The organism is Streptomyces sp. Sge12, from assembly GCF_002080455.1.
GTDB lineage: Bacteria > Actinomycetota > Actinomycetes > Streptomycetales > Streptomycetaceae > Streptomyces.
Genome location: NZ_CP020555.1, coordinates 3,156,616 through 3,183,453, shown reverse-complemented (window position 1 = coordinate 3,183,453; position 26,838 = coordinate 3,156,616). Strand labels below are relative to the sequence as shown.

The following is a 26,838-nucleotide window of genomic DNA, read 5'->3' as shown; positions in this document are numbered from 1 at the left end:
TGCCTCCGAGATTTGTTCAGTCATGTTTCTTGACTCTCGAGTCGAGAGTGTGTCAATGTTTGGTCATCAGCCCGACGGGGCGGCCCAACAGGCCCTCCCCGCAAGGCTGTTGAAGCTCACGGCAACCAGGAAGGGAGGCGGACATGACGCAGACACGGGCTCGTGCCACGGATTGCCGCGTGGTCATCACCGGCACCGGCGTCGTCTCCCCGATCGGCTGCACCACCGAGGAGTTCTGGGCCTCGGCCCTCGCCGGCCGCACCGGCATCCGGGCCATCGGCCGCTACGACGCCGACACCCTTCCGACCCGGTTCGCCGGCGAGGTGGTGGACTTCGACCCGAAGCCGTACATGCCCAACAAGCAGGGCCGCCGGCTCGACCGGTACGCACAGTTCGGGCTCGCCGCCGCCCTCCAGGCGGTACGGCAGGCCCGGCTGGAGATCGGCGAGGAACTCGCCACCCGTACCGCCGTGCTCGTGGGCTCCGGATACGGACCGGGCCAGCTCATGCAGTCGGCCATCCACGACCTGCGCGACCACGGACGCCGCCGGATGACCCCGTACCTCGCCTCCAGCGGTTCGCTGGACAGCGCGGCGGGCGAGATCGCCTTCCGGCTCGGCGCACGGGGCCCCTCCGGCGCCACCGCCACCGCCTGTGCGACCGGCGCCACCTGCATCGGTGACGCGATGCGGATGATCCGGCACGGATACGCGGACGTCGTCATCGCCGGCGGCGCGGACGACGCGGTCAACCCGCTCGACCTCGCCGCCGCCGCCAACGCGGGCGCCCTGTCCCGCCGCGACGACGATCCGGCCCTGGCCAGCCGCCCCTTCGACCGGGCCCGGGACGGGTTCGTCATGGGCGCCGGCGCGGGCATCGTCGTCCTGGAGTCCGCCGAGCACGCACGCCGCCGGGGCGCCACCGTCCTGGCCGAACTGGCGGGCTACGGCGCGACCACCGACGCGTACCACTCGACCCACCCGCACCCCGAGGGCCTCGCCGCCCGCCAGGCCATGACCGACGCCCTGGACGACGCGGGGGTGCGGCCCGAGGAGATCGACCACATCTCCGCCCACGGAACCGGCACCCAGCTCAACGACCGCATCGAGAGCGCGTCCATCCGCGCGGTGTTCGGCCGGCACGCCCTGCGCGTGCCCATCAGCTCCCTCAAGTCGATGACCGGTCACATGATCGGCGCCGCGGGAGCCGTCGAGCTGATCGCCGCGGTGGGCACGATCCGCGACGGCATCGTGCCGCCGACCGTCAACTGCGACGACCCCGAGGACCCGGAGCTGGACTACGTCCCGCACACCGCGCGGCCCCACGCCGTACGCACGGTGCTCAGCAACTCGTTCGGATTCGGCGGGCACAACGCCGTACTCGTCCTCCGGGCCCACCCCGGGGAGCACCGGTCCCAGGGAGGAGAGCGATGACCAGCACGAGGCCGCAGCCCGAGGAGTACTGCCAGGCCGACCGCGTCTTCTACGACATCGCCGGCCGCCACAACGAGGACGACACCTCCTGGTTCACCCGCACCGCCGCCCCCGCCCCCGAGGGCTGGGAACGCCGCGAGATGGACGTGTGGATCGTGCACACGCCGGTCGGCCACGTCATGCCGCAGCAGGGCTGGAAGATCCACATCTCCGGTCTGCCGGACAACGCCCGCCGCATCGTGGACGCCGCCTGGGAGTACTGCACCCGCGAGGGGCTGCCGTTCAAGTTCCTGCGCAGCGTCGACGTCCTGACGACCCACAGCCTCAAGTACGCACCGCGCTCCTCCAGCGGCAAGCTGGTGACGATCTACCCGAGCGACGAGGGCCAGCTCCACCGAGCCCTCGAAGAGCTGGGCGCGCTCCTCGACGGCGAGGCGGGCCCGTACATCCTCACCGACCTGCGGTGGGGTGCCGGACCGCTGCACGTGCGCTACGGCGGCTTCATCGCCCGCTGGTGCACCGACGAGGACGGCACGCCCGTCGCGGCGATCGAACGCCCCGACGGCACGCTGGTCCCCGACCGGCGCCGGCCCGTCTTCGAGGTGCCCGACTGGGTCGAGATGCCCGCCTTCCTGGCCGAGCAGCTGGCGGCCCGCGAGGCGAGCGGCTCGGCCGCGGACTTCCCGTACCGGGTCGAGCGCGCCCTGCACTTCTCCAACGGCGGCGGCGTCTACCTGGCGAAGGACGCCGAAGGACGCCAGGTCGTGCTGAAGGAGGGCCGCCCCCACGCGGGCCTCGACGGCCGCGGCCGGGACGCGGTGACCAGGCTGGCGCGGGAGCGCCGGGCCATGGAACACCTCGCCGGCATCCCCGGCATCCCCGCCCTGTACGAGCACCGCGTCGTGTGGGAGCACCACTTCCTGGCCGTGCAGCACCTGGAGGGCGACACCCTGCAGGGCTGGCTGGCCCGGCACTACCCGCTGACCAAGGCCGGACCGACCGACACCGAACTCACCGCCTACGCCCGCCGGGCGCAGACCGTGGCCGACCGCATCGAGGCACTCGTCGCCGAGGTGCACGCCCGCGGCATGATCTTCGGCGACCTGCACCCGGCGAACATCCTCATCGACGACGAGGACCGCGTCTCACTGGTCGACTTCGAACTCGCCGTACCCGTAGAGGAGGCGGACCGGCTCGGCCTCGGCCACCCCGGTTTCGCCGGCACCGGACGCACCGGCTTCGCCATCGACCGGCACGCCCTGGCCGCCCTGCGGCTGTGGCTGCTGTTCCCGCTCACCGGGCTGAACGAGCTCGACCCGGGCCGCGGCGTACACCAGGCGGACATCGCCGAGCAACGGTTCGCCCTGCCCGCCGGCAGCCTGGACGCCGTACGCCGCGAACTGGCCCCCGGCGAGCAGGCCCGCGACCGGGTGCCGCCCGTGCTCCGCGAGCCGCTGAGCGTGGACTTGGACGAGGCGCGGCCCGACTGGGCGGCCGTACGCAAGTCACTGGCGGAAGCCGTCCTGCTCTCGGCCACCCCCGAGCGCACCGATCGGCTCTTCCCCGGCGACGTACGGCAGTTCCTCACCGACGGGCTGGGCCTCGCCCACGGAGCGGCGGGCGTCCTGTGGGCGCTGCACACCTCCGGCGCGGGGCGCTTCCCCGAGCACGAGGAGTGGCTGCTGAAGACGGCCGACCGACGACCGCCCTCGCGGCCGGGCCTCTACGACGGGGCACACGGAGTCGCCCACGTCCTGCGGGAGTTCGGCCACCTGGAAGCGGCCGAAGGACTGCTGGCCCGCAGTGCGGACGCCGTCGGGGCCCTGCGCGACGTGAGCCTGCAGCGCGGCACGGCGGGCATCGGACTCGACCTGCTCGACGCCGCGGCCCGGACGGGCGGCGACCATCTGCGCCACGCCCTGGCCCTCGCGGACCGGACGGCGCAGGCGATCGCCCTGGGCACCGCCCCGGGCATTGCCGCCGGCCCCGGCCGGGGCAGCCGGGCCGGGCTGCTGCGCGGCTGGTCCGGACCCGCCCTGTTCTTCCTGCGGCTGTACGAGGACACGGCGGACACGGCCCACCTCGACCTGGCGGTCCGGGCGCTGCACCACGACCTCGACCTGTGCACCACGGCCGAGGACGGCTCGCTCCAGGTCGACGGCGGATTCCGGTCGCTGCCGTACCTGGAGGTGGGCAGTGCAGGGATCGCGCTGGTCGCCGACCAGGTCCTCGCCCACCGCCCGGACGACCGGCTGGAGCAGGCCCTTCCGCTCCTGGTGCGGGCGGCCGAGCCGGAGTTCACCATCGAGCCGCACCTGTTCGGCGGCCGGGCCGGCCTGCTGGCCACGCTCGCCTCGCTGCGCACCCGCACCGCGGGAGCGGCACCCGGGCCGGCCGTGGCGCGGCACCTGTCACGACTGCACTGGCACGCGCTGTCCTACCGCGGCCACCTCGCCTTCCCCGGCGAGCAGTTGCGCAGGATCTCGATGGACCTGGCCACCGGCGGCCCCGGCATCCTGCTGGCCCTCACCGCGGCACTGGACGGACGGCGGGACTTCCTGCCCTTCCTCGCGCCGCGCACGGACCGGCACCCCACCGGCGTGGACCACCACGCCCCCTGAGTTCCGGACGGCATCCGCCGACCGGTCGTCCACTGACCCCGATACATCGGAGAGGAGGAAACATCATGTCGATCGTTCTCGACCTGCAGGGCCTTGAGGTCCCCGCCGAGGAGACCACGCGCGTCGCCAGCACCGCCAGCAACCACTGCTGAACGAGCTGAGCAGCTCCGGTGCCCGCCCTTCGGGGCGGCACCGGAGCTCGTCCATTTTCCGCGCGTTCCGCGCGTTCTGTGCGCCGGGCCGACACCGGCGCCCCCGAAGGACCTTGAGGGAGAGACCCGGATGAGCGGCCTGCTCGACGGCAAGAGACTCGTCATCACCGGTGTGATCACCGAGAGTTCGATCGCCTACGCCGTGGCGCGCCTCGCCCAGCAGGAGGGCGCGCACATCGTCCTCACCGCGTACGGACGCACCTCGCTGGTGCAGCGGCTCGCCCGCCGGCTGCCCCACCCACCCCCGGTCGTGGAACTCGACGTCACCGCGCCCGACCAGCTCGCCCAGCTCGCCGACCGCGTCGGCGAGCACCTCGACGGCGTCGACGGCGTGCTCCACTCCGTCGCGCACGCCCCCGCCGCATGCCTCGACGGCGGATTCATGACCGCCGGCTGGAACGACGTCTCGGCCGCCCTGCACACCTCCACGTACTCGCTCCAGGCCCTCGTAGTGGCCTGCCGACCCCTGCTGCGCCCCGGAGCGTCCGTCGTGGGCCTGGACTTCGACGCCTCCCGGGCCTGGCCCGGCTACGACTGGATGGGCGTGGCCAAGGCGGGGCTGGAGGCGTGCAGCCGCTACCTGGCACGCGAGCTCGGACCCGACCGCATCAGGGTCAACCTGGTCGCGGCCGGCCCCCTGCGCACCCTGGCCGCGCGCGGCATCGGCGGCGACGGAGCGTCCTTCGAGGCCGGGTGGGCGACGAAGGCCCCGCTGGGCTGGGACGCCGCCGACCCGGCCCCCGTCGCCCGAACCTGCCTGGCCCTGCTGTCGGACTGGCTCCCCGCGACCACGGGCGAGATCGTCCACGCGGACGGCGGCCACCACATCATCGGGAGCTGACGTGCACCACCTGGGATCCGCCCACGGGCCCGACATCACCTTCCTCGGCGTGCCGCGGCTCGACCTGTCCGACCCGCCCGAGGACGCCGACGTCGTCATCCTCGGCGCCCCCTTCGACGGCGGCACCTCGCACCGGCCCGGCGCCCGCTTCGGCCCCTCCGCCATGCGCCAGGCCTGCTACCTGCCGCAGAACGGCGCCCGCCGCAGCCTGGCCATGGGCGTGGACCCGCTCACGGAACTGAAGGTGTACGACGCCGGGGACGTCCCCTGCTACTCCGGCGACATCGAGCAGAGCATCAAGAACATCGAGCAGGCGGTCCGGATGACGGCCGCGCTCGGCGCCGTCCCGGTCGTCCTCGGCGGCGACCACACCATCGCCCTTCCCGACATGCGCGGGCTGGCCCGCCATCACGGCTTCGGGCGGATCGCGATGCTGCACTTCGACGCGCACGCCGACACCGGCGAAGTGGAGGACGGCCCGCTCTACGGCCACGGCAAGCCGATGCGCCAGCTCATCGAGTCGGGTGCGGTGCGCGGCGACCGCTTCCTGCAGATCGGGCTGCGCGGCTACTGGCCCGGCCCCGACACCCTGCGCTGGATGGCCGGCCAGGGCATGCGCTCGTACGAGATGTCCGAGATCACCTCGCGCGGCCTGCCGGCCTGCCTCACCGAGGCCTTCGCCATCGCCACGGACGACTGCGACGGGGTGTTCCTGTCCGTCGACGTGGACGTGGTGGACCCGGGCCAGGCGCCGGGCACCGGCACCCCGGAGCCGGGCGGCCTCACCTCCCGCGAACTCCTGGACGCGGTGCGCCGGATCGCCTACGAGCTCCCGGTGGTCGGCGTCGAGGTCGTCGAGGTGGCTCCGCCCTACGACCACGCCGAGATCACCGCCTACCTGGGCAACCGCGTCGTCCTGGAGGCGCTCTCCGGCATCGCCCGGCGGCGCCGCGACCTGGCCCCGGGCACGACGCGATGGGATCCGCGCACACCGCTGCTGGAACGGGACATGCAGGAAGGAACACACCGGTGACCGTGACGAGGACCCAGGAACCGACGGCACGGACGGTGCCCCCGGACCCGGTGGTCGCCGCTCCCGCCGCGGCCCCCGCACTCGCCGACGCGGCCGGCACGCTCACCGGGCCCGCGCTCACCCGCCGGGTGCTCGCCGCCGCACGGGAGCTGCGTGGCCGCGGTGTCGCTCCCGGCGACCGGGTCCTGGTCAAGGGCGACAACTGCGTCGACTACGTCGTGGCCCTGCTCGCCCTGATGCACCTGGACGCTTCCCTGGTCCCGGTGGACCACCGGCAGTCCGCCGCCGACGGACGGTTCGCCGCCCGCCGGGCGCGGGCCCGCTGGCTGCTGACCGGCGAGGACGGTGCCGGCGACTTCCCGGGCGAGGGCGTACTGGCCTACCCCGGCTGCGGGGCCGGGTCCGCCCCCCTGGACGGCGAGGTCGACCTCGCCGCCTGGTTCGCCCGCACCGACGCCGTGGTGCTGTGGTCCTCGGGAACCACCGGCCGCCCCAAGGGGATCGTGAAGTCCGGGCGCGCCCTCCACGACAACACCCTCCGCACCGTCCGGGCCATGGGCTACCGCGCGGACGACGTCCTCGCCCCGCTGCTGCCCTTCTCCCACCAGTACGGCCTGTCCGTGGTGCTGCTGTGGTGGCTGGCCCGCTGCACCCTGGTCGTCACGCCCTACCAGCGGCTCGACGTGGCCCTCGCACAAGCCGCCGACCACGGGGTCACCGCCGTGGACGCGGCCCCGTCCACCTACCACTCCCTGCTCGGCGTGGTGCGCCGCCGCCCTGAGCTGCGCGCCGCGCTGAGCCGCGTACGCCTGTGGGGCGTCGGCGGCGCGCCGCTGCCCGCCCCGCTCGCCGCCGCCTTCCCGCAGGCGCTGGGGCGCCCGCTGCTCGACGGGTACGGGCTGACCGAGCTCGGCAACGTCTCCCTGGCCACGCCCGACGCGCCCACCGGCTGCGGCCGGCCGCTGCCCGGCATCGGGGTACGGGTGATCCGCCCGGACGGCGAGGAGGCCGCACCCGGCGAGCTCGGTGAGATCGAGGTGCTCTCGCCCGGCCTGATGGAGGGCCACCTGCTCGGCGACGGCACGCTCGCGCCCGTGCCGCAGGACTCCTGGTACGCGACGGCCGACCTCGGGTACGTCGACGCCGACGGCAATCTGCACGTCGTGGGCCGCAACCAGGCGGTGCACCGGTCGGGCTTCACGCTGTACCCGGAGAGCCTGGAGCGCAAGGCGGAGGCCTGCGGCCGCCAGGTGAAGGCCCTGCCCGTCGAGGACGTGCGGCGCGGCTGGGCCCTGCACTTCGTCGTGGCCGACCCCGAGGGTGCCTCGCCCGCCCACTGGCGGCGGCGGATGGCCCCGCACCTGGCCGCGTACGAACAGCCCAATGCCGTCCACGTGGTGGACCGGTTCCCGCTGAGCGCCAACGGGAAGACCGACACGGCGGAGCTGCGCAGGATGGTCGGTGTGGGGGGCTGACGCCGGCCCGCCCGGCCCTCCCGGTACCGGTCGCTCCGCCCGTTCCCCCGCGGGCGGAGCGACCCGCTGTTCAGCGCCGGAGCAGGAGGAGCGAGGCGTTGTTCCCGCCGAACCCGAAGCTGTTCACGGCCGCGGCGCGGGCGCCCGTCAGTTCCAGCGGGGCCGTCGGCAGCACGAGGCGCTCCGTCGGCTCGGGGGCGCGGAGACCCGCGGTGGGCGGGGCGATGCCGGTGCGCAGGGTCAGGGCGGCCGCGGCGATCGCCGGGGCGCCCGAGATGTGCAGCAGGTGGCCGATGGCGCCCTTGTGCGAGCTGACGGGCAGGGCGCGGGCGCCGCTCTCCGCGGCCACCGCCTCCAGGGCCGTCAGCTCCGCCGCATCGCCCTGACCCGTTCCGGTCGCGTGCGCGTGGACGTGGTCCAGCCGGTCCGCGGCGGCGTCGGCGAGGGCGTCGCGCATGCACCGGGCGACCTGGGCCGCATCGGAGGCCGCGGCCTTCGGGCCGGAGACCCGGCAGGCCGCGCCCGCGACGGCGATGTCGGCAAGGGCGCCGCGGGCGCGGGCGCGTTCGGCGTGCTCCAGGACGACGGCCCCGCCGCCCTCGCCGAGGGAGATGCCCGCCCGCTCGGCGTCGAAGGGCCGGGCGGCGGTGCGGCCGACGGCCCGGACGACGTCCATGCTGGCGTACTCGTACTGGTTGAGCACCGACGAGCCCACCACGACGGCGACGGGCGTGGCGCCCGCGCGCAGCAGTTCGCGGGCGTACCCGACGGCGAAGACGGCCGAGGCGCAGGCGTGCGAGAGGTGGAGGACGCGGGGGGACGCGGAGGCGCCGCCGGAGCCGAACACGCCCGCCGGATCCGGGCCGAGGAACTCCCGTTCCTCGTCGAGGAGCCGACCGTCCGGTGCCGGTGCCGGTGCCGGTGCCGGTGCCGGCGCCGGGGCAGTGGCCGGGGCCTGGCCGACGACGAGCACCACGGCGCCGTCCGGCAGCTCCGCCAGACCGGCCGCGCGCAGCGCCTCGCCGAACGCCGCGCGGGCGTAGGCGCTCTTGCGGGGCGCGTCGCCCGGCGCCGGGTCCCACGGCACCTCACCGACCGGCTCCCCGCGGTAGAGCGGCGCGGCGAAGCGCCGGGCGGCGCCCAGGGCGGAGCGCCCGCCGAGCAGACCCTGCCAGTACGGCTCCACACCGCGGCCGAAGGGGGTGACCAGGCCGAGTCCGCTGATGACGATGTCGCTCACAGGCCGGACGCCTTCCACGTGGTGGCGAGGGCGAGACAGTCCGCGTCGCGCGGGTCCTCGCCGGGGAACACGATCAGGTCCAGAACGACGGCGGCCGGGCGCGCGGCGGTGACGGGCGGGGTGAACTCCGCCTGCGCCACCGGGAGCCGCGCCGCCGGGAGCTGCGCCAGCAGGTAGCAGTCCCCGCGGTGTTCCGCGGCGGTCAGGTAGGGGCGCACCAGTTCCGAGGTCTCCAGTCCTACGGAGTCCGAGGGCCGCAGCCGGCGCGCGGGGTCGTGGCAGCGGGCGACGAAGCGACGGGCCGCCCAGGTGCCGTAGTCGCGGCACAGGACGTACAGCGGGGCCGTCGCCCGCAGCTCCTCGGGCAGCGCGCCGAAGGCGGCGCCGAGCGCCGCGGAGGCCGCGTCCACCGGCTTGCGGTGCACCGTGGGCGCCGCCGCGAGCACCGGGGCCGCGGCCAACCGGGCCTCGTCGGTCCCGGCGAGCGCGCGGTGCCACGGCACCGCGACGGGCGCTCTGGTTCCTGTCGTCATCCCAACCCCTCTACCGCAAGTCATGATCTGTCGAATATGCTCAGCCTGTAGTCAAGTTTTGTCAATGAAGTGAAAGGGGAGTCATGCCGCTCCACGTCGGATTCGTCGGGATCGCGTGGCACGGTCATGTGAACCCCACGCTCGGCCTGGTCGAAGAGCTGGTGCGCCGGGGCCACCGCGTCTCCTACGCGGTCACCGAGGCGTTCGCCGAGACCGTGCGGGCCGTCGGTGCGGAACCCGTCGTCTACCGCAACCCGGTCGACGACGCCCTGACCGACGACGGCCTGGACATCTCCCCGACGGACTTCCTCCGGGAGGCCGAGGCCGCCCTGCCCGTACTGACCGAGGCCTGGGCCGACGACCGGCCCGACGTCATCGCCTACGACGGGATCGCCTGGGCCGGCCGGGTCCTCGCCGCCCGGTGGGGGATCCCGGCCGCCGAGATGTGGCCCTCCTTCGTCTCCAACGAGCACTTCTCCCTGGAGGCGGAGTTCCTCGCGGACCATCCGCTGCACCCCGGCATCCTGCGCTTCGTCCGCGAGCTGACCCGCTTCCTCACCGCCCACGGCCTGTCCGGGGACGGCGACTCCGTCACCGCCTTCCTCGGCCACACCGAGCCGCTGCGCCTGGTCTTCCTGCCGCGCTCCTTCCAGTACTGCGGGGAGACCTTCGACGACCGCTTCGCCTTCGTCGGACCCTGCGGCGGCGACCGCGGCTTCCAGGGCGACTGGCAGCCCGCCGACGACCACCGTCCGGTGCTGCTGATCGCGCTGGGCACCGCCTGCTACGACTGGCCCGAGTTCTTCCGGATGTGCGGCGAGGCCGTCGCGGACCTGCCCTGGCAGGTCGTCATGGCGTACGGGCCCGGGATCGACCCCGACGCCATCGGCCCGCTGCCGGAGCACGTCGACGCCCGGCCGCACGTACCCCAGCTCGCCGTCCTGCGCCGCGCCGACGCGTTCGTCACCCACGGGGGCATGGGCAGCACCATGGAGGCCCTGCTCCACGGCACCCCGATGGTGGCCGTCCCGCAGACCCAGGAACAGACCGCCGTCGCCGAACGCATCGACCGACTGGGCCTCGGCGTCCGCCTCGACCGCGACCGGCTGACCGCGCGGACCCTGCGCGAAGCCCTCGTCCGCGTCATGGACGACCCCCGCATCCGCGCCGGCGCGGCCCGGATGCGCGACGAACTGCGCTCCGCGGGCGCCGCCCCCGAGGCCGCCGACCGCCTCGAACGGCTGGTCGCGCCCGCCCCGGACGGCAACTGACCCCCCGCCCCTTCACCGGTCCGCCCACCCACCCATCACCTTCACTCAGGGAGTCACCATGCAGGGCAAACTCGTCAGGCTCGAACGGCCCAGGGACGAGGACTACGAGCTGATGGCACGGTGGTTCGGGCCCGACGCCCCCGCCGCCGTCATGGCCGCCACCGACGGCGACGTCGTCACCGCCGAGGAGTTCCGCAGGCTCGACCAGAACGGCGGGCTGCGTCAGTTCGCCGTCCGCGACGCCGACGACCGGACCGTGGGAGCCGTGCACTTCAAGGCCCAGGGCCCGGTCGGCGGCTACGTCCTCGGCGGTGCGATCGGCGACCGTGAGCTGTGGCGCCGCGGCCTCGGCGCCGAAGCCTTCGACCTGCTCATCGACCACCTCTTCCACGCGCGGGGCGCCCACCGCGTGCAGTTCACCACCGCGCTCTACAACAAGAACGTGCTGCGCCTGGTGACCGGCGTGGGCTTCACCCTCGAAGGCATCCTGCGCGAGTACTTCTACCTCGACGGCCGCCACCACGACGGCGCGGTGTGGGGACTGCTGCGCCACGAGTACTACGCGGCCGTCGAAGAGCTGAAGCGCACCGACCCCACCTTCTCCCTCCCCGACGCCATCCCCGAGGAGGACAAGGCCGAGGCCCGCCGGCTCCTCGCCGAGTACATCGCCGGCCCGTTCGGCAAGACCTCGTCCGGACTCCTGCTCGCCGCCACCGGCAAGGACGCGCAGTGACCCCGCCGGCGGCGGAACGGGCCCCGTCCGATGCGGCCGGACCGCGCTGGAACACGGTCGTCCTCTCCCCGCACTTCGACGACGCGGCCCTCTCCGTCGCCGGCCTGCTCGGCCGCCTGCCCGGCCCCACCGCGGTGCTGACCGTCCACGGCGGCCCGCCGCCCGCCACGGCCCGCGTCTCCTGGTGGGACGCGGGCTGCGGGTTCGCCACGGCCCAGGAGGCGTACCGCGCGCGTCGGGAGGAGGACGCGCGCGCCTGCGCCCTGATGGGCGTGCGCCAGCTGACGCTGCCGAACGCCGACAGCCCGTACCGCCAGGGCGGCGAGCTCACCGGGCTGGGGCCGTTCCTGCGGGAACTGCACCCGGACACCGCGGTCCTGGTGCCGCTGGGCACCGACCAGCCGGACCACGCGGCCGTCCGCGACCAGGCACTCGCCGCCCTCGCCACGACGGCCGACGCCGCCCGCCGGCGTACGTACGCGTACGCGGACCTCCCCTACACCGGAGCCGTGCGCCGCTGGGGCACCGACGCCGCGCCCGACCGCCTCGCGCGCGACCCGCAGTACGGGGGCGCGCTGCGGGAGATGGCGAGCCGGTACCGGATGCGCGTGGCGTACGACGTCCGGCTCGACGACGCCGAGTGGGCCGCCAAGCGCGCGGCCGTCCTGTGCCACGCCTCCCAACTCGCCCCGGTCGCCGTCGGCCACGGCCCCTTCCTGCGCCGGCCCGGCCCCCTCCGGGCCGAACTCGTCTGGGAACTGGAGCCGCGCCCGGACACCCCCGCACGCACTCAGGAGCAGGAGCAGCACTGATGCCCGCCACCCGCCGCACCTCGGTGTCCACCGCGCACTTCGACAAGGCGTACCGCTCCCGGTCCGACCCCTGGGGGACCCTCCACAAGGCCTACGAACGCGAGAAGTTCGCCGACACCGCCGCCCTGCTGCCCGCCGGCCGCTTCGCCCGCGCACTGGAGATCGGCTGCGGCGTCGGCGCCCTCACCCGGCTGCTGGCACCGCACTGCGACGAGCTCCTCGCCACCGACTGCTCCGCAGCCGCGATCGAGCAGGCCCGGAGCAACTGCGCCGACCTGGCGAACGTCTCCCTCGCCACGCTCCGCGTGCCCGACGACCTGGTGGACGGGGACGCGGACCTCGACCTCGTCGTCATGTCCGAGGTGGGCTACTACCTTTCGGCCCCGGACCTGCGACTCGCGGCCCTGCGGATCTCCGCACGGCTGCGCCCCGGCGGGCACCTGCTCCTCGCGCACTGGGTCCACGAGGACGAGGGCCCGGCGGGCGTCATGACCGGCCGGGGCGTGCACGAGGTCTTCCGCGCCGCCCCCGGCATGCACCGGGTCGACGGCAGGGAGGCGACCCGCTACGACACCCGCTACCGGCTGGACCTCCTGCGACGCCGACCGTAGGGCCCCGACTCCGGGATCATGCCCCGCAAGCCGGGTGTGCGGATGTCTTGCCCGCCGCGCTACCCGTTAGTAGCCTCCAGGCGTCGAACAGGCTTGTGACACGTGGGGGGTGGGGCGTAGTGCTGCGCAGACTCGTGGCCGGACTGGCCGCGATCGTGCTCGTCGTGGAAGCGGCGGTCCTCGTGCTCGTCCACATCGTGCTCGGCCGGACCACGGCGAACCAGTCCATGTCCATCGCGGGCAGCGATCCGGATGTCATGTCCAAGGCGACCTATGCGATGGGGGCGGGCATCGGCGCCTTCCTCGTCCTGTGCGCCGTGCTCGCCGCCGTCGCCGCGATCCGCGACCGCGCCCCGAACCGCTTCGGCCGCATCGTGCTCATCAGCGGCGCCGTGGCCCACGGCGTGCTCGGCATCCTCTCCGTCGCCCTGATCGGCTGGCTCGCCTTCGCGACGACGACGCTTATCCTGTGCCTGCTCGTCCTGACCCTGACGCTCTACGCCGCCCGGCCGGGCGGCGGCGAGGGCGGCCCGGAAGGGGACGCCCCGCCGCTGCCGCCCGCGCCGCCGATCGGGGAGCTCAAGCCCACAGGTCCGTGATGGACACGCCCAGTTCGCCCAGCAGGGAGCGCAGCAGCGGCAGCGAGAGCCCGATGACGTTGCCGTGATCCCCGTCGATGCCGTCGATGAACGGCGCCGACAGCCCGTCCAGCGTGAACGCCCCCGCCACGTGCAGGGGTTCCCCGCTCGCCACGTACGCGGCTACCTCCGCGTCCGTCGGCTCGCCGAAGCGCACCGTCGTCGACGCCGTCGCCGAGACCTGACGGCCGCTCACCGTGTCGATCACGCAGTGCCCGGTGCGCAGCACGCCGGCCCGCCCGCGCATCGACTTCCAGCGCGCGGTGGCCTCGTCGGCGTCGGCCGGCTTGCCCAGCGCCTCGCCGTCCAGCTCCAGCACCGAGTCGCAGCCGATCACCAGGGCGCCGGCGGCCTCGTCCAGGCCCGCCACGACGGCCGCCTTCGCCTCGGCGAGGGCCAGCGCCAGGGCGGCCGGCTCGTCGTGGTTCAGGGTGTCCTCGTCGAAACCGCTGACGATCACGTGCGGGGCGAGCCCGGCCTGCCGCAGCAGGTTCAGCCGGGCGGGGGAGGCGGAGGCGAGGACGAGCTTGCGCCCGGTCGCGGGCTCAGGTGTGGCAGTCATGGTGGCCATCGTAGGGGCGGCCCACGGGGCGGCTCACAGGATGGCCGGCAGGGCGGCCCACAGGGTGGCCGGCACCCCCTAGAAGTGGCCCACGCCCAGGACGTAGACCACCACGAGCATGGCGAGGGCGAGCACCAGGCTCAGCCGCCGGATCATCGCCTGCGCGTCGCGCATGTCCTTGGGCGGCTCGTTCTTCGGGTCGGACCAGAGCATGCCCCGATCCTGGCCCCGGAAAGGGGTGCGGCGCCTGAGTACCCGTACTCAGGCGCCACCGCCCGTTCACATCAATTCGGCTACGCGGGCCAGTACGTACGTCCCCAGGCCCGCGGCCCCGGGTGCGGCACCCGCCGCCGGGCCACGCGGGCCGGCGTCGACCACTCGTCCGCGACCGGCGGAGCGCCCGACGGTGCCATGGCCAGCACCGCCGCGCGCGCCTGGACCACCGCCAGAGCGGCGGCCAGCTCCTCCGGGGTCGGGTTGCCCTTGACGACCTTGATCACCACAGAGTCCTCCTGGAGGGGCTAGAGCGGGATGTTGCCGTGCTTCTTCGGCGGCAGGGACTCCCGCTTGGTGCGCAGCTGCCGCAGTCCCTTCACCACGTGCGCCCGGGTCTCGGACGGCATGGTCACCGCGTCGATGTAGCCGCGCTCGGCCGCCGTGTACGGGTTGAGCAGCGCGTCCTCGTACTCGGTGATGAGCCGGGCCCGGGTCTCCTCCACCTCCTCGGGGGCGGCCTCCGCGATGGTGCGGCGGTGCAGGATGTTCACGGCGCCCTGCGCGCCCATGACGGCGATCTGCGCGGTCGGCCAGGCCAGGTTCAGGTCGGCGCCGAGGTGCTTGGAGCCCATGACGTCGTACGCGCCGCCGAAGGCCTTGCGGGTGATGACGGTGATCAGCGGAACGGTGGCCTCGGCGTACGCGTAGATCAGCTTCGCGCCGCGTCGGATGATTCCGTTGTACTCCTGGTCGGTGCCCGGAAGGAAGCCCGGGACGTCCACGAAGGTCAGCACCGGGATGTTGAAGGCGTCGCAGGTCCGCACGAACCGCGCCGCCTTCTCGGAGGCGTCGATGTCCAGACAGCCGGCGAACTGCATCGGCTGGTTGGCGACGACGCCCACCGGGTGGCCCTCGACGCGGCCGAAGCCGGTCAGGATGTTCGGCGCGAACAGGGCCTGCGTCTCCAGGAACTCCGCGTCGTCGAGCACGTGCTCGATCACGGTGTGCATGTCGTACGGCTGGTTCGCGCTGTCCGGGATCAGTACGTCGAGCTCGCGGTCGGTGTCGGAGACCTCGGTGTCCGCATCCTCCGGGAAGGCCGGCGGCTCGGAGAGGTTGTTCGACGGCAGGTACGCGAGCAGTGACTTCACGTACTCGATGGCGTCCTTCTCGTCGCCCGCCATGTGGTGCGCGACGCCGGACGTGCTGTTGTGCGTGCGCGCCCCGCCCAGCTCCTCGAAGCCGACGTCCTCGCCGGTGACCGTCTTGATGACGTCCGGGCCGGTGATGAACATGTGCGAGGTCTGGTCGACCATGACCGTGAAGTCGGTGATCGCCGGGGAGTACACGGCGCCACCCGCGCACGGCCCGACGACCAGGCTGATCTGCGGGATCACGCCGGACGCGTGGACGTTGCGGCGGAAGATCTCCCCGTACATGCCCAGCGCGCTGACGCCCTCCTGGATACGGGCGCCACCGGAGTCGTTGATGCCGACGAGCGGGCAGCCCGTCTTCAGCGCGAAGTCCATGACCTTCATGATCTTCTGGCCGTAGACCTCGCCGAGGGCCCCGCCGAAGACGGTGAAGTCCTGCGAGAACACGGCCACCGGGCGGCCGTCCACCGTGCCGTAGCCGGTGACGACGCCGTCGCCGTAGGGACGGGTCTTCTCGAGACCGAAGTTGGTGGAACGGTGCCGGGCGAACTCGTCGAGCTCGACGAAGGATCCCTCGTCCAGCAGGAGGGCAACCCGCTCACGCGCCGTCAGCTTGCCCTTGGCGTGCTGCTTCTCCACGGCACGCGCGGACCCGGCGTGGGTGGCTTCGTCGATGCGGCGCTGCAGATCCGCGATCTTGCCCGCGGTGGTGTGCATGTCGATCGGCTCTGACGGTTGTGACATCGGGGTCGCGGCTCCCTGCGTGGTGTCAACTGCCTGGTCAATTGATTGACTACTGCTGGCTACTGGTGCGTAGCGTATCGGCGGGCATGGCGCTCGGCAGTGCGGCGTTTGACACACCTAATCTGGCTTGCATGACGCCATCAGATGCCTCAGCAGGAGCTTCCGCCGGTCGTTGGTCGAGCCTGGACCGGCCGCCGCTCAACGTCGCCGCCCTTCAGCGGGCCCTCGTCACCGGGGACGGGCTGTGGACCTCCCTGGAGGTCGTCGCCCGTACCGGGTCCACCAATACCGACCTTGCCACGCGGGCGGCCGAGCTGCCCGAGGGGGCCGTGCTCGTCGCCGAGGAGCAGAGCGCCGGGCGCGGGCGGCTCGACCGGAGCTGGGTCGCGCCCGCGCGGTCGGGGCTGTTCTTCTCCGTCCTGTTCAAGCCGGGCGACGCGGTGCCGCAGGAGCAGTGGGGGTGGCTGACCCTGCTGGCGGGGGTGGCCACCGCCACCGGGCTGTCCCGGGCGGCCGGCGTGGACACCGCCCTGAAGTGGCCCAACGACCTGCTGGTCACGGTCGAGGGCGAGGAGCGCAAGACCGGCGGGATCCTCGCCGAGCGCGTCGCCGACGGGGTGGTCGTCGGGATCGGGCTGAACGTCTCCCTGACCGAGGACGAGCTGCCGGTACCGACCGCGGGCTCGCTGGCGCTGGCCAAGGCCTCCGTGACCGACCGGGACCCGCTGCTGCGGGCCGTCCTGCGGTCTCTGGAGGAGTGGTACGGAAACTGGCGCGCGGCCGGCGGAGACCCGGCGGCCAGCGGTCTCCAGGAGACCTACGCGGCGGGCTGCGCGACCCTCGGTCGGCACGTCCGCGCGGAGCTGCCCGGCGGGCGCACCCTCACCGGAACGGCCGAAGCGGTGGACACCGATGGCCGCCTGGTGATCCGTACGGCCGAGGGCCGGCACGAGGCGGTGGGCGCGGGCGACGTCGTCCACCTGCGCTCCGTGCACTGACGCGGGCCCGGGCACCGGGCGCGGACGGTGGGTGCGGCGCGGCACCGGGGGCCGCACCCCGGACCCCGCACCCCGGTCGCGGGTGGCCGGAAGCGGCGAGGGGGAGTGAGCTGAAGTGGGGAGGGGGAGTGAGCTACGGCACACCTGCCGTATGGTTTAGGCGATCCCGGTGCTCGTGGTGATCAACCGGTTCGCAGGGCAGTGCGCACGGAATGGACAGGAGGCGGCCCTTGACCGTCGACGACTCTGCGTCCAGCGCGTCCCCGGCCCCCGGCGGAGGCTCCGCATCCGGCCCGGGTACCCCGATCGGCCGCGACCAGCACACCCCGCACCACGAGGTCGATCACACGGCCCAGCCGACGGCGGATCCGCTCGCCATCCGGCTGGAGCAGCTGATCCTCGGTGCCGAGCGCCGGTACACCCCGTTCCAGGCCGCCCGCAGCGCGGGCGTGTCCATGGAGCTGGCCTCGCGCTTCTGGCGGGCCATGGGCTTCGCCGACATCGGGCAGGCCCGGGCGCTGACCGAGGCCGACGTACTGGCCCTGCGCCGGCTCGCCGGCCTGGTGGAGGCCGGACTGCTGTCCGAGCCGATGGCCGTGCAGGTGGCCCGGTCCACCGGGCAGACCACGGCCCGGCTCGCCGAGTGGCAGATCGACTCGTTCCTGGAGGGGCTCACCGAGCCGCCGGAGCCGGGGATGACCCGTACCGAGGTCACGTACCCGCTGGTGGAGCTGCTGCTGCCCGAGCTGGAGGAGTTCCTCGTCTACGTGTGGCGGCGCCAGCTGGCGGCCGCGACCGGGCGCGTGGTGCAGGTGGCCGACGACGACGAGATGGTCGACCGGCGGCTCGCGGTGGGCTTCGCCGACCTGGTCGGCTTCACGCGCCTGACGCGGCGGCTGGAGGAGGAGGAGCTCGGCGAGCTGGTCGAGTCCTTCGAGACGACCGCGGCGGACCTGGTGGCCGCGCACGGCGGCCGGCTGATCAAGACCCTCGGCGACGAGGTGCTGTACTGCGCCGACGACGCGGCGACGGCGGCGGAGATCGCACTGCGGCTGATCGAGACGATGGAGCTCGACCCGCAGATGCCCGAGCTGCGGGTCGGGATCGCCTTCGGCACGGTGACCACCCGGATGGGCGATGTCTTCGGGACCACGGTGAACCTCGCCAGCCGGCTGACGTCGATAGCCCCCAAGGACGCGGTCCTGGTGGACGGTGCGATGGCCGAGGAGCTCGCCCGGACCGGGGCCGCCCCGGTGTCGGAGAAGGAGGCGGAGACGGCGCCCGACGAGGGCGCGTCCTACCGCTTCGCCCTGCAGCCGATGTGGCAGCGGCCGGTCCGCGGGCTCGGCGTGGTGGAGCCCTGGTCGCTGACGCGGCGGAAGCGGGCGGGCACCGGGTAGCGGGCGGGACGCGCGGGCCGGATACACGACGGCCGGACGCGGACCCGGCTGGAACGCGGACCGCGCCGGATGCGGACCGGGCGCCGCAGGCCCTGCCCGTTCCGGCCCGGACCCCCTAGGATCCCGGGGTAACGTTCGTTAACCGGGAGGGTTCCTATGGCGTCCGAGGCCGTGTCCGAGGCCGTGGCAGCGTTCGAGTCTGAGTTCGTGGCGGTGCGCCGCCACGAGGGCGGGGTCGCGGAGCTGGTCCTGGACCGCCCCAAGGCGATGAACGCCGTGTCGACCGCGATGGCCCGTGACATCGGCGCGGCCTGCGCCGCGCTGGCCGCCGACCGGTCCGTCCGCGTGGTCGTGCTCTCCTCCACGGCCGAGCGGGCCTTCTGCGTCGGAGCCGACCTCAAGGAGCGCAACTCGCTCTCCGACGCCGAGCTGGTGCGGCAGCGGCCGACCACGCGGGGGGCGTACGGCGGCGTGCTGGAGCTGCCGATGCCGACGGTCGCGGCCGTGCACGGGTTCGCGCTGGGCGGCGGCTTCGAGCTGGCCCTGGCCTGCGACGTGATCGTCGCCGACGAGACCGCGGTGGTGGGCCTGCCCGAGGTGTCCGTGGGTGTGATCCCCGGCGGCGGAGGCACACAGCTGCTGCCGCGCCGGGTGGGTGCGGCGCGGGCCGCCGAGCTGATCTTCACGGCCCGCCGGGTGGAGGCGGCCGAGGCGCTGTCCCTGGGGATGGTGGACTCGGTGGTCCCGGCCGGTCAGGACACGGCGGAGGCGCTGGCGCTGGCGTCCCGGATGGCGGCGAACTCCCCGGTGGGTCTGCGGGCGGCCAAGCGGGCGCTGCGACTGGGCCACGGGATGGACCTGGCGGCCGGTCTGGAGATCGAGGACGCGGCCTGGCGGACGGTGGCCTTCTCGGGCGACCGCGCGGAGGGCGTCGCGGCGTTCAACGAGAAGCGCAGGCCGAACTGGCCGGGGGAGTAGCGATCCCGCAGGCCCCGCAGGCCCCGCAGGCCCCGGGCGGCGCCAGGGTCACGCTGCCCGGGAACCCCCGCTGGTGATCTTGGTGGCGCCGAAAGCCGCGCCAATTATCTCCAAATCAGACAAAAGTCCCTAGCCTGGGGTGATGGGAGTTGACGGGCGGCTACGAGCCGTGGTGGGACTCGCTCAGGCGATGGCCGCGGCGTGCGCGCCGCGGGACAGTGTGCGGGCGGCCGCACGGGGGGCGCGTCTGGCGCTCGACGGTTCGTTCGCCGCGATCTCCGCGTGGGAGCGCGAGCGGGGGCGCCTGCGGGTGCTCGTGAACGAGGGGGAGCGGCGGCCCGGCGAGGAGGAGTTCCCCGAGGACGAGTCCTATCCCGTGCACGACTTCCCCGAGATCACCGAGTTCCTGCACGAGCGCTGGGTGGGCGGGGGTGGCCCCCACGCCTGGGTCGAGAGCGCCGTCGGCGACCGGCCGGGCCGCCGCGGGGCGGCCCTGCGCCGGCGCGGCCGCGGGACCTGTGTGGTGGCGCCCGTGGTGCTCAGCGGGCGGGCCTGGGGCGAGCTGTATGTGGCCCGCGACGAGGGGCTGCCCGACTTCGACGAGGACGACGCCGAGTTCGCCACCGTGCTCGCCGCGGTGGTCGCCGCCGGCCTCGCGCAGAACGAGCGGCTGGAGGAGGCCCGGCGGCTCGCCTTCACCGACCCGCTGACCGGGCTCGCGAACCGGCGGGCGGTCGACATGCGGCTCGACGAGGCCCTGGAGGAGCACCGGCGGACCGGGGTGGTCGTCAGCCTGGTCGTCTGCGATCTGAACGGGCTGAAGAAGGTCAACGACACCCTCGGCCACGCCATGGGCGACCGGCTGCTGGAGCGCTTCGGGTCGGTCCTGAGCCTGTGCGGGGCGATGCTGCCCGGGTCGCTGGTGGCCCGCCTCGGCGGTGACGAGTTCTGCCTGGTCGGCGTCGGTCCGACGGCGGACGAGATCGTGCGCGTCACCGAGGAGGTGTGCACCCGGGCCGCCGAGCTGGAGCTGGGCGAGGGGGTGGCCTGCGGGGTGGCCTCCACCGGGGACCCGATCGGGCCGGTGAAGTCCTCCCGGCGGCTGTTCCGGCTGGCGGACGCCGCCCAGTACAAGGCGAAGGCGGCGCGCTCGCCGAAGCCCGTCGTGGCGGGCCGGGACACGGCGGTGGTCCGGCTCGCGGACGCCGCCGCACAGGAGGCCCCGGGCGAGCGGCGCCGCTTCCGCGGCCGCCAGTGACCCCCCGCCCGCGGTGGCGGACCGTAAGGGGTCCAGCCGCGGCGCGATCGTGACAGTTTCAGCTAGTGACATGAAGCGATTCAATCCGTAGGGTGCTGAATATGGATATGCACACTGTCGTGGTGGGGACGTCCGGGACCACTGCCGAGGACGTCATCGCCGTAGCCCGCGGCAACGCCCGCGTCGAGCTCTCCGCCGAGGCGCAGGCCGCCCTCGCCCGGGCCCGCGAGATCGTCGACGCCCTCGCCGCCAAGCCCGAGCCCGTCTACGGGGTGTCCACCGGGTTCGGTGCCCTCGCCTCCCGGCACATCAGCCCCGAGCTGCGTGCCCAGCTCCAGCGCAACATCGTCCGCTCGCACGCCGCCGGCATGGGCCCGCGCGTCGAGCGCGAGGTCGTCCGCGCGCTGATGTTCCTGCGCCTCAAGACCGTCGCCTCCGGTCACACCGGCGTACGCCCCTCCGTCGCGCAGACCATGGCCGACGTCCTCAACGCCGGGATCACCCCCGTCGTCCACGAGTACGGCTCCCTCGGCTGCTCCGGCGACCTTGCGCCGCTGTCCCACTGCGCGCTCGCGCTGATGGGCGAGGGCGACGCCGAGGGCCCGGACGGCACCGTCCGCCCCGCCGGGGAGCTGCTCGCCGAGGCCGGCATCACCCCCGTCGAGCTCCGCGAGAAGGAGGGCCTGGCCCTCCTCAACGGCACCGACGGCATGCTCGGCATGCTGGTCATGGCCCTCGCCGACCTCGACAGGCTCTACAAGTCCGCCGACATCACCGCCGCCCTCACCCTGGAGGCGCTGCTCGGCACCGAGAAGGTCCTCCAGCCCGAGCTGCACGCCATCCGCCCGCACCCCGGTCAGGGCGCCGCCGCGGCGAACATGGCCGCCGTGCTGAAGGGCTCCGGCCTCGTCCGCCACTACCAGGAGGAGACCGCCCCGCGCGTGCAGGACGCGTACTCCGTGCGCTGCGCCCCGCAGGTCGCCGGCGCCGGCCGCGACACCATGGCGCACGCCGCGCTGGTCGCCTCCCGCGAGCTGGCCGCCGCCGTCGACAACCCGGTCGTGCTGCCCGACGGGCGCGTGGAGTCCAACGGAAACTTCCACGGCGCCCCGGTCGCGTACGTGCTGGACTTCCTCGCCATCGCGGCCGCCGACCTCGGCTCCATCGCCGAGCGCCGCACCGACCGGCTGCTCGACAAGAACCGCTCGCACGGCCTGCCGCCGTTCCTCGCGGACGACGCCGGCGTGGACTCCGGTCTGATGATCGCCCAGTACACGCAGGCCGCCCTGGTCAGCGAGATGAAGCGGCTCGCGGTGCCGGCCTCGGCCGACTCGATCCCCTCCTCCGCCATGCAGGAGGACCACGTCTCGATGGGCTGGTCGGCCGCGCGCAAGCTCCGTACCGCCGTCGACAACCTGACGCGGATCATCGCCATCGAGCTGTACGCCGCCACCCGCGCCATCGAGCTGCGCCACGGGCTGACCCCGGCCCCGGCCAGCCGGGCGGCCATCGCGGCCACCCGCGCGGCCGGTGTGGAGGGTCCCGGGCCGGATCGTTTCCTCGCCCCCGACCTGGCCGCGGCCGACGCGTTCGTCCGCAGCGGCGGCCTCGTCGCGGCGGTGGAGCCGGTGACGGGCCCGCTCGCCTGACGGCGGGCCGCGCACGCCGTACGAAGGGCCGCCCCGGGATCCGATCCCGGGGCGGCCCTTTTTTCGCGCTCGGTGCCCGGTGCCCGGTGCCGCGAGCCGCCCGCCTACGGTGCGTGCGAGCGGCGTACGGAGAAGGTCACCGCGGCGGCTCCGACCCCGAGGAAGAGGGTGCCGCCCAGCAGGTAGGGGGTGGTGTCGACGGATCCGGTGTCGGCGAGCAGCGACTGCGGCTGCGCGGTCGGCCCGGCGGAGGTCCCGGTGACCGTCCCGCGGGCCCCGGCGGCATCGGTGGCGCCGGTGGCCGTTCCCGGGGTGTTCGCGCCCGTGGGCACGGCGGAACGGGTCTCGTCGGCGCCCGGTGAGGTGGCGCCCGCCGAGGGGACGAACCACAGGGCGCCGAGGAGGGTGGTCGCTCCGAGAGCGGTGAGCAGCGGTCGGCGTGCGGACACGGTGCGATCCCCCTTGTGGCAGCAGCGAATTGGCCGTGTGCGGTGATGCTACGGAAAGGGGCGGGTCGTGGGAAAGTCGGGGCTTCCCGCGGGCTTACGCTCCGTCGTATGAACACTTCTGAGACATCACGATACGTACGGCTTCGGGTGGATTTGGTGCTGGAGGTGCCGGACGTCCAGGCACTCACCGGAGCCGCGCTGGCTCACATCAAGGCCGACGAGTTCATGCCGGACGAGGAGCGCGGTCACGCCGAGTCCGCCGTCCGGGAGGACGAGTCGGAGGCCCTCGCCTACCTCGTCGACCCCACTGACCTGGTCGCGGACATCCCCGGGGTGGAGCTCGCGCAGGCCTCCTGGAGCAGCGAGCCCGTCGAATACGACCCCGAGTCGATGGAGTGGGACCTGGACGAGGAAGATGGGGACTTCGACGAGGAACCCGACAACGCCTGACCGTGTGGTGGACCACATCCGAACGGAATGTGGAACCGGCCGGCGCCGTTAACGCGTTGTCAGGACCAGGCAGGGGGTCCGTCCCCCTGCCCGGCCAACCCCGGGGACGTCAGCCTCCGGGGTATCCGGCAACGATGGAGTGGCGTGTGAGGACGGACAGTAAGCGGCGGAAGAGGTCCCTGGTGGCCATATCCGCTGTTCTCGGTGGGGTACTGGTGCTCTCGGCGTGCGGCGGCGGGGACGACGACAAGCCGAAGGGCAAGGGCGACTCCGCCAGCGCCCAGGCGGACGTCGACGCGGCGGCGGCCAAGGACGCGTCCAAGGCCAAAATAACCATCACGCCGAAGGACGGCGCCACCAACGTCGGCCTCAACGACGCGGCCAATGTCGCCGTGGCCGACGGCACCCTCACCCTGGTCGAGCTCAAGAACAGCGAGGGCACGGCCGTACCCGGCAAGATCGCCGCCGACGGCAAGAGCTGGAAGCCCGACGGCGCCCTGAAGCGCTCCATGAAGTACGCCCTGGCGGCGACCGCCAAGGACGCCGACGGCAAGGAGGCGCACGAGAACGTCTCCTTCACCACCGTCTCCCCGGAGAACAGCTTCGTCGGCTCGTTCGTACCGGAGGAGGGCCAGACGGTCGGCGTGGGCATGCCGGTCTCGATCTCCTTCAACAAGCCGATCAAGGACCAGAAGGCGGTCCAGGCGGCGATCACGGTCACCTCCAGCAGCGGCCAGGAAGTCGTCGGCCACTGGTTCGGCGCGCAGCGCCTGGACTTCCGCCCCGAGCAGTACTGGCAGGCGAACTCCACCGTCACGATGAAGCTGGCGCTGGAGGGCGTCCAGGGCGCTCCCGGCGTCCAGGGCGTCCAGAACAAGACCGTCACCTTCAAGATCGGCCGCAGTCAGGTCTCCACGGTCGACACGAAGACCAAGAAGATGACGGTCACCCGTGACGGCGCGGTCATCAAGACCATCCCGATCTCGGCGGGCTCCCCGGAGAACCCGACGTACAACGGCCAGATGGTGATCTCCGAGAAGTTCAAGGAGACCCGGATGGACGGCTCCACCGTGGGCTTCAAGAACAGCGAGGGCAAGGGCGAGTACGACATCAAGGATGTCCCGCACGCCATGCGCCTGTCCCAGTCCGGCACCTTCATCCACGGCAACTACTGGGGTGCGGACTCGGTCTTCGGCAGCGCGAACACCAGCCACGGCTGTGTCGGCCTGAACGACGCCAAGGGCGCGGGCGACCCGAACCAGCCCGCCGCGTGGTTCTTCGACAACTCGCTCATCGGCGACGTGGTCACCGTGGTCAACTCCCCGGACAAGACCATCAAGCCCGACAACGGCCTCAACGGCTGGAACATGGACTGGGCGCAGTGGAAGGCCGGCTCGGCCGCCTGATCGCCGCCCTCCCGACCGCACACCACGAACGGCGGGGACCCCTTCACGGGGGTCTCCGCCGTTCGTCGTGAAATCCGCCGGACCCGCTCGTACGTGATCATCTAGGGTCCCCGGTATGACCATTCGCGCGCTGTCGCTGCCCCCGACCGATGCCGAGATCGATGCCTGGACCGCGGTCCTCGCCGCCGCCCAGGCCGTCGACCTGCCCACGGCGCCGCCGCCCGCCCGCACGGAGGTCGCCGGACGGCTGAGCGTGACGCCCGCGCGCGGCCGCGCCGCGCTCTGGGCCGCGGACGGGGGAGCCGGCGTGGCCGCCCTCCTGCTGTTCACGGACGAGGCCAACGCGCACACCGCCTTCCTCGACGTGCTCGCCGTACGCCCGGACGCCCGCCGCCGGGGCCTCGGCCGCGCCCTGTGGGAGCAGGTCCGGGCGGAGCTGCTCGCGCAGGGCCGGACCTCCGTCCTGACGCTCGTGGACCTCGGCGGGCCCGGGGAGCGGTTCGCCCAGGCGCTCGGGTTCGAGAACGTCCTCCCCATGGCCTGGTACGAGCAGGACGTGACCCGGCAGCCGCAGGCCGCGGCCGGCTCCCCGGCCCCCGTCGCCCCCGGGTACGAACTGCACGCCTGGCACGGCCTGGTGCCCGACGACTGGGCCGGGCCGCTCGCCACGGCCCACGGGGCGATGGAGGACGCGCCCATGGGCGACATCGACGAGAAGATCGAGACCTGGACGCCGCAGCGGCTGCACGCCGCGCACCAGCTGATCCTCGACCGCGGCGGCGAGATCACCACCGTCGCCGCCGTCACCGGCGCCGGCGAGGTGGCCGCGTACACGGAACTGGTCCTGCCCGACCCGGCCGGCCCGCGCGCCCTCCAGTACGACACCGTGGTCGCCCCCGCCCACCGCGGCCACGGCCTGGGCCGCGCGGTCAAGCTGCACATGCTGGACCTGGCCCGCGACCGGTACCCCGACCTGAGCCTGATCGCCACCACCGTGGCCGACGAGAACACCGCGATGCGGGCCGTGAACGAGCGCCTCGGCTACCGCCCCGCCCGCCCCGCCGCGTACTACCAGCTCAGCCTGTAGGCCGTCCTGAGGCCGACTCCCGTACCCCGGCCTCCTCCGACGGGGCCGACCACGCCGCCAGCAGACGCAGGGCGTCCGCCGACGGGGAGCCGGGGGCCGCGTGGAAGGTCACCAGGGACTGCGCCGGGTCGTCCGGCAGCGTCAGCGTCTCGAAGGACAGCCGCATCTCCCCCACGAGCGGGTGCCGCAGCACCTTCTCCCCGTGCGTCTTGTCCGCGACCGTGTGCGCGGCCCACAGCCGCCGGAACTCCTCGTTCTTCACCGACAGCTCACCGACCAGCGCCGACAGCCGCTCGTCGTCCGGGTGCTGACCGGCGTACACGCGCAGATTGCTCACGACCTCGCACGCCCGGCACTCCCACTCCCCGTACAGCTCCGCCGTCGCCGGGTCCAGGAAAACCAGCCGCACCAGGTTCCGCTCGGCCGCCGGCAGCGCCCCGAAGTCCCCGAAGACCGCGGCCGCCAGCCGGTTCCACCCGATGACGTCCTGCCGGTGCCCCACGAGGTACGCCGGTACCCCGCACATCGCGTCCATCAGCGTGCGCAGCTCCGGCCGCACCTGCTGCGGGCGCCGGCTCTGGCGGCGCCGGTGCGCCTTCGGCCGCGCCAGGTCCATCAGGTGCGCCCGCTCGGTCCCGTCCAGCCGCAGGGCCCGCGCGAGCGCGTCCAGCACCTCCACCGACACGTTGTGCCCGTCGCGCTGTTCCAGCCGCGTGTAGTACGCGACGGACACCCCCGCCAGCTGCGCCAGCTCCTCACGGCGCAGCCCCGGCACGCGCCGGCGGCGCCCGTGGTCGGGCAGGCCCACGTCCTCGGGGCGCAGCCGCGCACGGCGGGAGCGGAGGAACTCGCCGAGGCAGGCTCGCTGATCAAGCTGGTCCATCCCGCCAGTATCCCCGGGCGGCACGCCGCGGGGCAGGCGTGAGCCTGACCCCGCCATTGGTAGGTTCACCGGACGTAGGCAGGACAGGGGGATGGCTGCCCGCCGGACGAACCGGCAGCGTGGGGGACACCGCACCACCGTGTCACCGTTT

Annotated in this window: 26 protein-coding genes; 18 read left to right on the top strand and 8 right to left on the bottom strand. The window is 73.6% G+C overall.

Annotation, left to right across the window (positions count from 1 at the left end):
- The first annotated feature begins 143 nt into the window (after positions 1–143).
- The 5 genes from fabF to B6R96_RS13840 all read left to right on the top strand — a co-directional run bounded on the left by fabF (position 144) and on the right by B6R96_RS13840 (position 7,615).
- Positions 144–1,433 carry a beta-ketoacyl-ACP synthase II gene (fabF, locus tag B6R96_RS13860; protein ID WP_081522606.1) on the top strand — a complete coding sequence of 430 codons (1,290 nt, stop codon included), beginning with the start codon at positions 144–146 and terminating at the stop codon, positions 1,431–1,433.
- Positions 1,430–4,054, top strand: coding sequence for a class III lanthionine synthetase LanKC (gene lanKC / locus B6R96_RS13855; protein ID WP_081522605.1), 2,625 nt, complete (start codon positions 1,430–1,432; stop codon positions 4,052–4,054). The genes fabF and lanKC overlap by 4 nt, the downstream gene beginning before the upstream one ends.
- Before the next feature lie 282 nt (positions 4,055–4,336).
- Positions 4,337–5,107: an enoyl-ACP reductase FabI gene (fabI, locus tag B6R96_RS13850; protein ID WP_081522604.1), complete on the top strand. Its 771-nt coding sequence runs from the start codon at positions 4,337–4,339 to the stop codon at positions 5,105–5,107.
- 1 nt (position 5,108) lies between these two features.
- Entirely contained in the window at positions 5,109–6,140 is a 1,032-nt protein-coding gene (gene speB / locus B6R96_RS13845; RefSeq protein ID WP_081522603.1) for an agmatinase, read from the top strand.
- Entirely contained in the window at positions 6,137–7,615 is a 1,479-nt protein-coding gene (locus B6R96_RS13840; protein WP_237291419.1) for a class I adenylate-forming enzyme family protein, read from the top strand. Before speB ends, B6R96_RS13840 begins: the two co-directional genes overlap by 4 nt.
- Before the next feature lie 70 nt (positions 7,616–7,685).
- Here the strand turns inward: B6R96_RS13840 and B6R96_RS13835 are convergent, their stop codons facing one another.
- Both B6R96_RS13835 and B6R96_RS36795 read right to left on the bottom strand, forming a co-directional pair.
- The gene (locus B6R96_RS13835; protein WP_081525096.1) at positions 7,686–8,855 is read right to left on the bottom strand and encodes a beta-ketoacyl synthase N-terminal-like domain-containing protein; all 1,170 of its coding nucleotides are present in this window, start codon (positions 8,853–8,855) and stop codon (positions 7,686–7,688) included.
- A complete protein-coding gene (locus B6R96_RS36795; RefSeq protein WP_159396324.1) occupies positions 8,852–9,388 on the bottom strand; it encodes a hypothetical protein in 537 nt (178 codons plus the stop codon). Before B6R96_RS36795 ends, B6R96_RS13835 begins: the two co-directional genes overlap by 4 nt.
- A gap of 83 nt (positions 9,389–9,471) precedes the next feature.
- On the opposite strand from B6R96_RS36795, the gene B6R96_RS13830 reads away from it, so the two are divergent.
- The 5 genes from B6R96_RS13830 (at position 9,472) to B6R96_RS13810 (ending at position 13,414) form a co-directional block, all read left to right on the top strand.
- Entirely contained in the window at positions 9,472–10,659 is a 1,188-nt protein-coding gene (locus B6R96_RS13830; RefSeq protein WP_081522601.1) for a macrolide family glycosyltransferase, read from the top strand.
- A 58-nt stretch (positions 10,660–10,717) separates the two neighbouring features.
- Positions 10,718–11,392 (top strand): GNAT family N-acetyltransferase, encoded by a 675-nt coding sequence (locus tag B6R96_RS13825; RefSeq protein ID WP_053172880.1) that lies wholly within the window; start codon positions 10,718–10,720, stop codon positions 11,390–11,392.
- Positions 11,389–12,204, top strand: coding sequence for a PIG-L family deacetylase (locus B6R96_RS13820; RefSeq protein WP_053705129.1), 816 nt, complete (start codon positions 11,389–11,391; stop codon positions 12,202–12,204). Before B6R96_RS13825 ends, B6R96_RS13820 begins: the two co-directional genes overlap by 4 nt.
- Positions 12,204–12,815, top strand: a complete 612-nt coding sequence (locus B6R96_RS13815; protein WP_081522600.1) for a class I SAM-dependent DNA methyltransferase — start codon at positions 12,204–12,206, stop codon at positions 12,813–12,815. Before B6R96_RS13820 ends, B6R96_RS13815 begins: the two co-directional genes overlap by 1 nt.
- A gap of 119 nt (positions 12,816–12,934) precedes the next feature.
- Complete coding sequence (locus tag B6R96_RS13810) at positions 12,935–13,414, top strand: hypothetical protein (RefSeq protein WP_081522599.1); 480 nt, start codon at positions 12,935–12,937, stop codon at positions 13,412–13,414.
- Here B6R96_RS13810 and B6R96_RS13805 read toward each other — a convergent pair.
- The 4 genes from B6R96_RS13805 to B6R96_RS13795 all read right to left on the bottom strand — a co-directional run bounded on the left by B6R96_RS13805 (position 13,395) and on the right by B6R96_RS13795 (position 16,129).
- Positions 13,395–14,024 carry a nucleoside triphosphate pyrophosphatase gene (locus B6R96_RS13805; protein WP_184791634.1) on the bottom strand — a complete coding sequence of 210 codons (630 nt, stop codon included), beginning with the start codon at positions 14,022–14,024 and terminating at the stop codon, positions 13,395–13,397. The genes B6R96_RS13810 and B6R96_RS13805 overlap by 20 nt on opposite strands.
- Before the next feature lie 69 nt (positions 14,025–14,093).
- A complete protein-coding gene (gene mmpB / locus B6R96_RS38530) occupies positions 14,094–14,228 on the bottom strand; it encodes a morphogenic membrane protein MmpB (RefSeq protein ID WP_257789492.1) in 135 nt (44 codons plus the stop codon).
- A gap of 80 nt (positions 14,229–14,308) precedes the next feature.
- A complete protein-coding gene (locus B6R96_RS13800) occupies positions 14,309–14,515 on the bottom strand; it encodes an acyl-CoA carboxylase epsilon subunit (RefSeq protein ID WP_184791824.1) in 207 nt (68 codons plus the stop codon).
- Positions 14,516–14,536: 21 nt separating this feature from the next.
- On the bottom strand, positions 14,537–16,129 hold the full coding sequence (locus tag B6R96_RS13795; protein ID WP_081522598.1) for an acyl-CoA carboxylase subunit beta: 1,593 nt from the start codon (positions 16,127–16,129) through the stop codon (positions 14,537–14,539).
- A 131-nt stretch (positions 16,130–16,260) separates the two neighbouring features.
- Here B6R96_RS13795 and B6R96_RS13790 point away from each other — a divergent pair, with 131 nt between their 5' ends.
- The 5 genes from B6R96_RS13790 to hutH all read left to right on the top strand — a co-directional run bounded on the left by B6R96_RS13790 (position 16,261) and on the right by hutH (position 22,412).
- On the top strand, positions 16,261–17,127 hold the full coding sequence (locus B6R96_RS13790) for a biotin--[acetyl-CoA-carboxylase] ligase (protein WP_053172876.1): 867 nt from the start codon (positions 16,261–16,263) through the stop codon (positions 17,125–17,127).
- Between the two features lie 230 nt (positions 17,128–17,357).
- On the top strand, positions 17,358–18,527 hold the full coding sequence (locus B6R96_RS13785; RefSeq protein ID WP_081522597.1) for an adenylate/guanylate cyclase domain-containing protein: 1,170 nt from the start codon (positions 17,358–17,360) through the stop codon (positions 18,525–18,527).
- A gap of 156 nt (positions 18,528–18,683) precedes the next feature.
- The gene (locus tag B6R96_RS13780) at positions 18,684–19,505 is read left to right on the top strand and encodes an enoyl-CoA hydratase/isomerase family protein (protein ID WP_051779410.1); all 822 of its coding nucleotides are present in this window, start codon (positions 18,684–18,686) and stop codon (positions 19,503–19,505) included.
- Between the two features lie 142 nt (positions 19,506–19,647).
- Entirely contained in the window at positions 19,648–20,763 is a 1,116-nt protein-coding gene (locus tag B6R96_RS13775; protein ID WP_030387630.1) for a GGDEF domain-containing protein, read from the top strand.
- A 107-nt stretch (positions 20,764–20,870) separates the two neighbouring features.
- Entirely contained in the window at positions 20,871–22,412 is a 1,542-nt protein-coding gene (hutH, locus tag B6R96_RS13770) for a histidine ammonia-lyase (protein WP_030387631.1), read from the top strand.
- 104 nt (positions 22,413–22,516) lie between these two features.
- Here hutH and B6R96_RS13765 read toward each other — a convergent pair whose 3' ends face one another.
- Positions 22,517–22,861, bottom strand: a complete 345-nt coding sequence (locus tag B6R96_RS13765) for a hypothetical protein (RefSeq protein WP_053705127.1) — start codon at positions 22,859–22,861, stop codon at positions 22,517–22,519.
- Between the two features lie 147 nt (positions 22,862–23,008).
- Here B6R96_RS13765 and B6R96_RS13760 point away from each other — a divergent pair, with 147 nt between their 5' ends.
- The 3 genes from B6R96_RS13760 to B6R96_RS13750 all read left to right on the top strand — a co-directional run bounded on the left by B6R96_RS13760 (position 23,009) and on the right by B6R96_RS13750 (position 25,804).
- A complete protein-coding gene (locus B6R96_RS13760; RefSeq protein ID WP_335755532.1) occupies positions 23,009–23,311 on the top strand; it encodes a hypothetical protein in 303 nt (100 codons plus the stop codon).
- A gap of 134 nt (positions 23,312–23,445) precedes the next feature.
- Positions 23,446–24,717 (top strand): L,D-transpeptidase, encoded by a 1,272-nt coding sequence (locus B6R96_RS13755; protein ID WP_053705126.1) that lies wholly within the window; start codon positions 23,446–23,448, stop codon positions 24,715–24,717.
- A gap of 115 nt (positions 24,718–24,832) precedes the next feature.
- Positions 24,833–25,804 (top strand): GNAT family N-acetyltransferase, encoded by a 972-nt coding sequence (locus tag B6R96_RS13750; protein ID WP_081522596.1) that lies wholly within the window; start codon positions 24,833–24,835, stop codon positions 25,802–25,804.
- Here B6R96_RS13750 and B6R96_RS13745 read toward each other — a convergent pair.
- On the bottom strand, positions 25,794–26,687 hold the full coding sequence (locus B6R96_RS13745) for a helix-turn-helix transcriptional regulator (protein ID WP_081522595.1): 894 nt from the start codon (positions 26,685–26,687) through the stop codon (positions 25,794–25,796). The genes B6R96_RS13750 and B6R96_RS13745 overlap by 11 nt on opposite strands.
- Between the last annotated feature and the right edge of the window lie 151 nt (positions 26,688–26,838).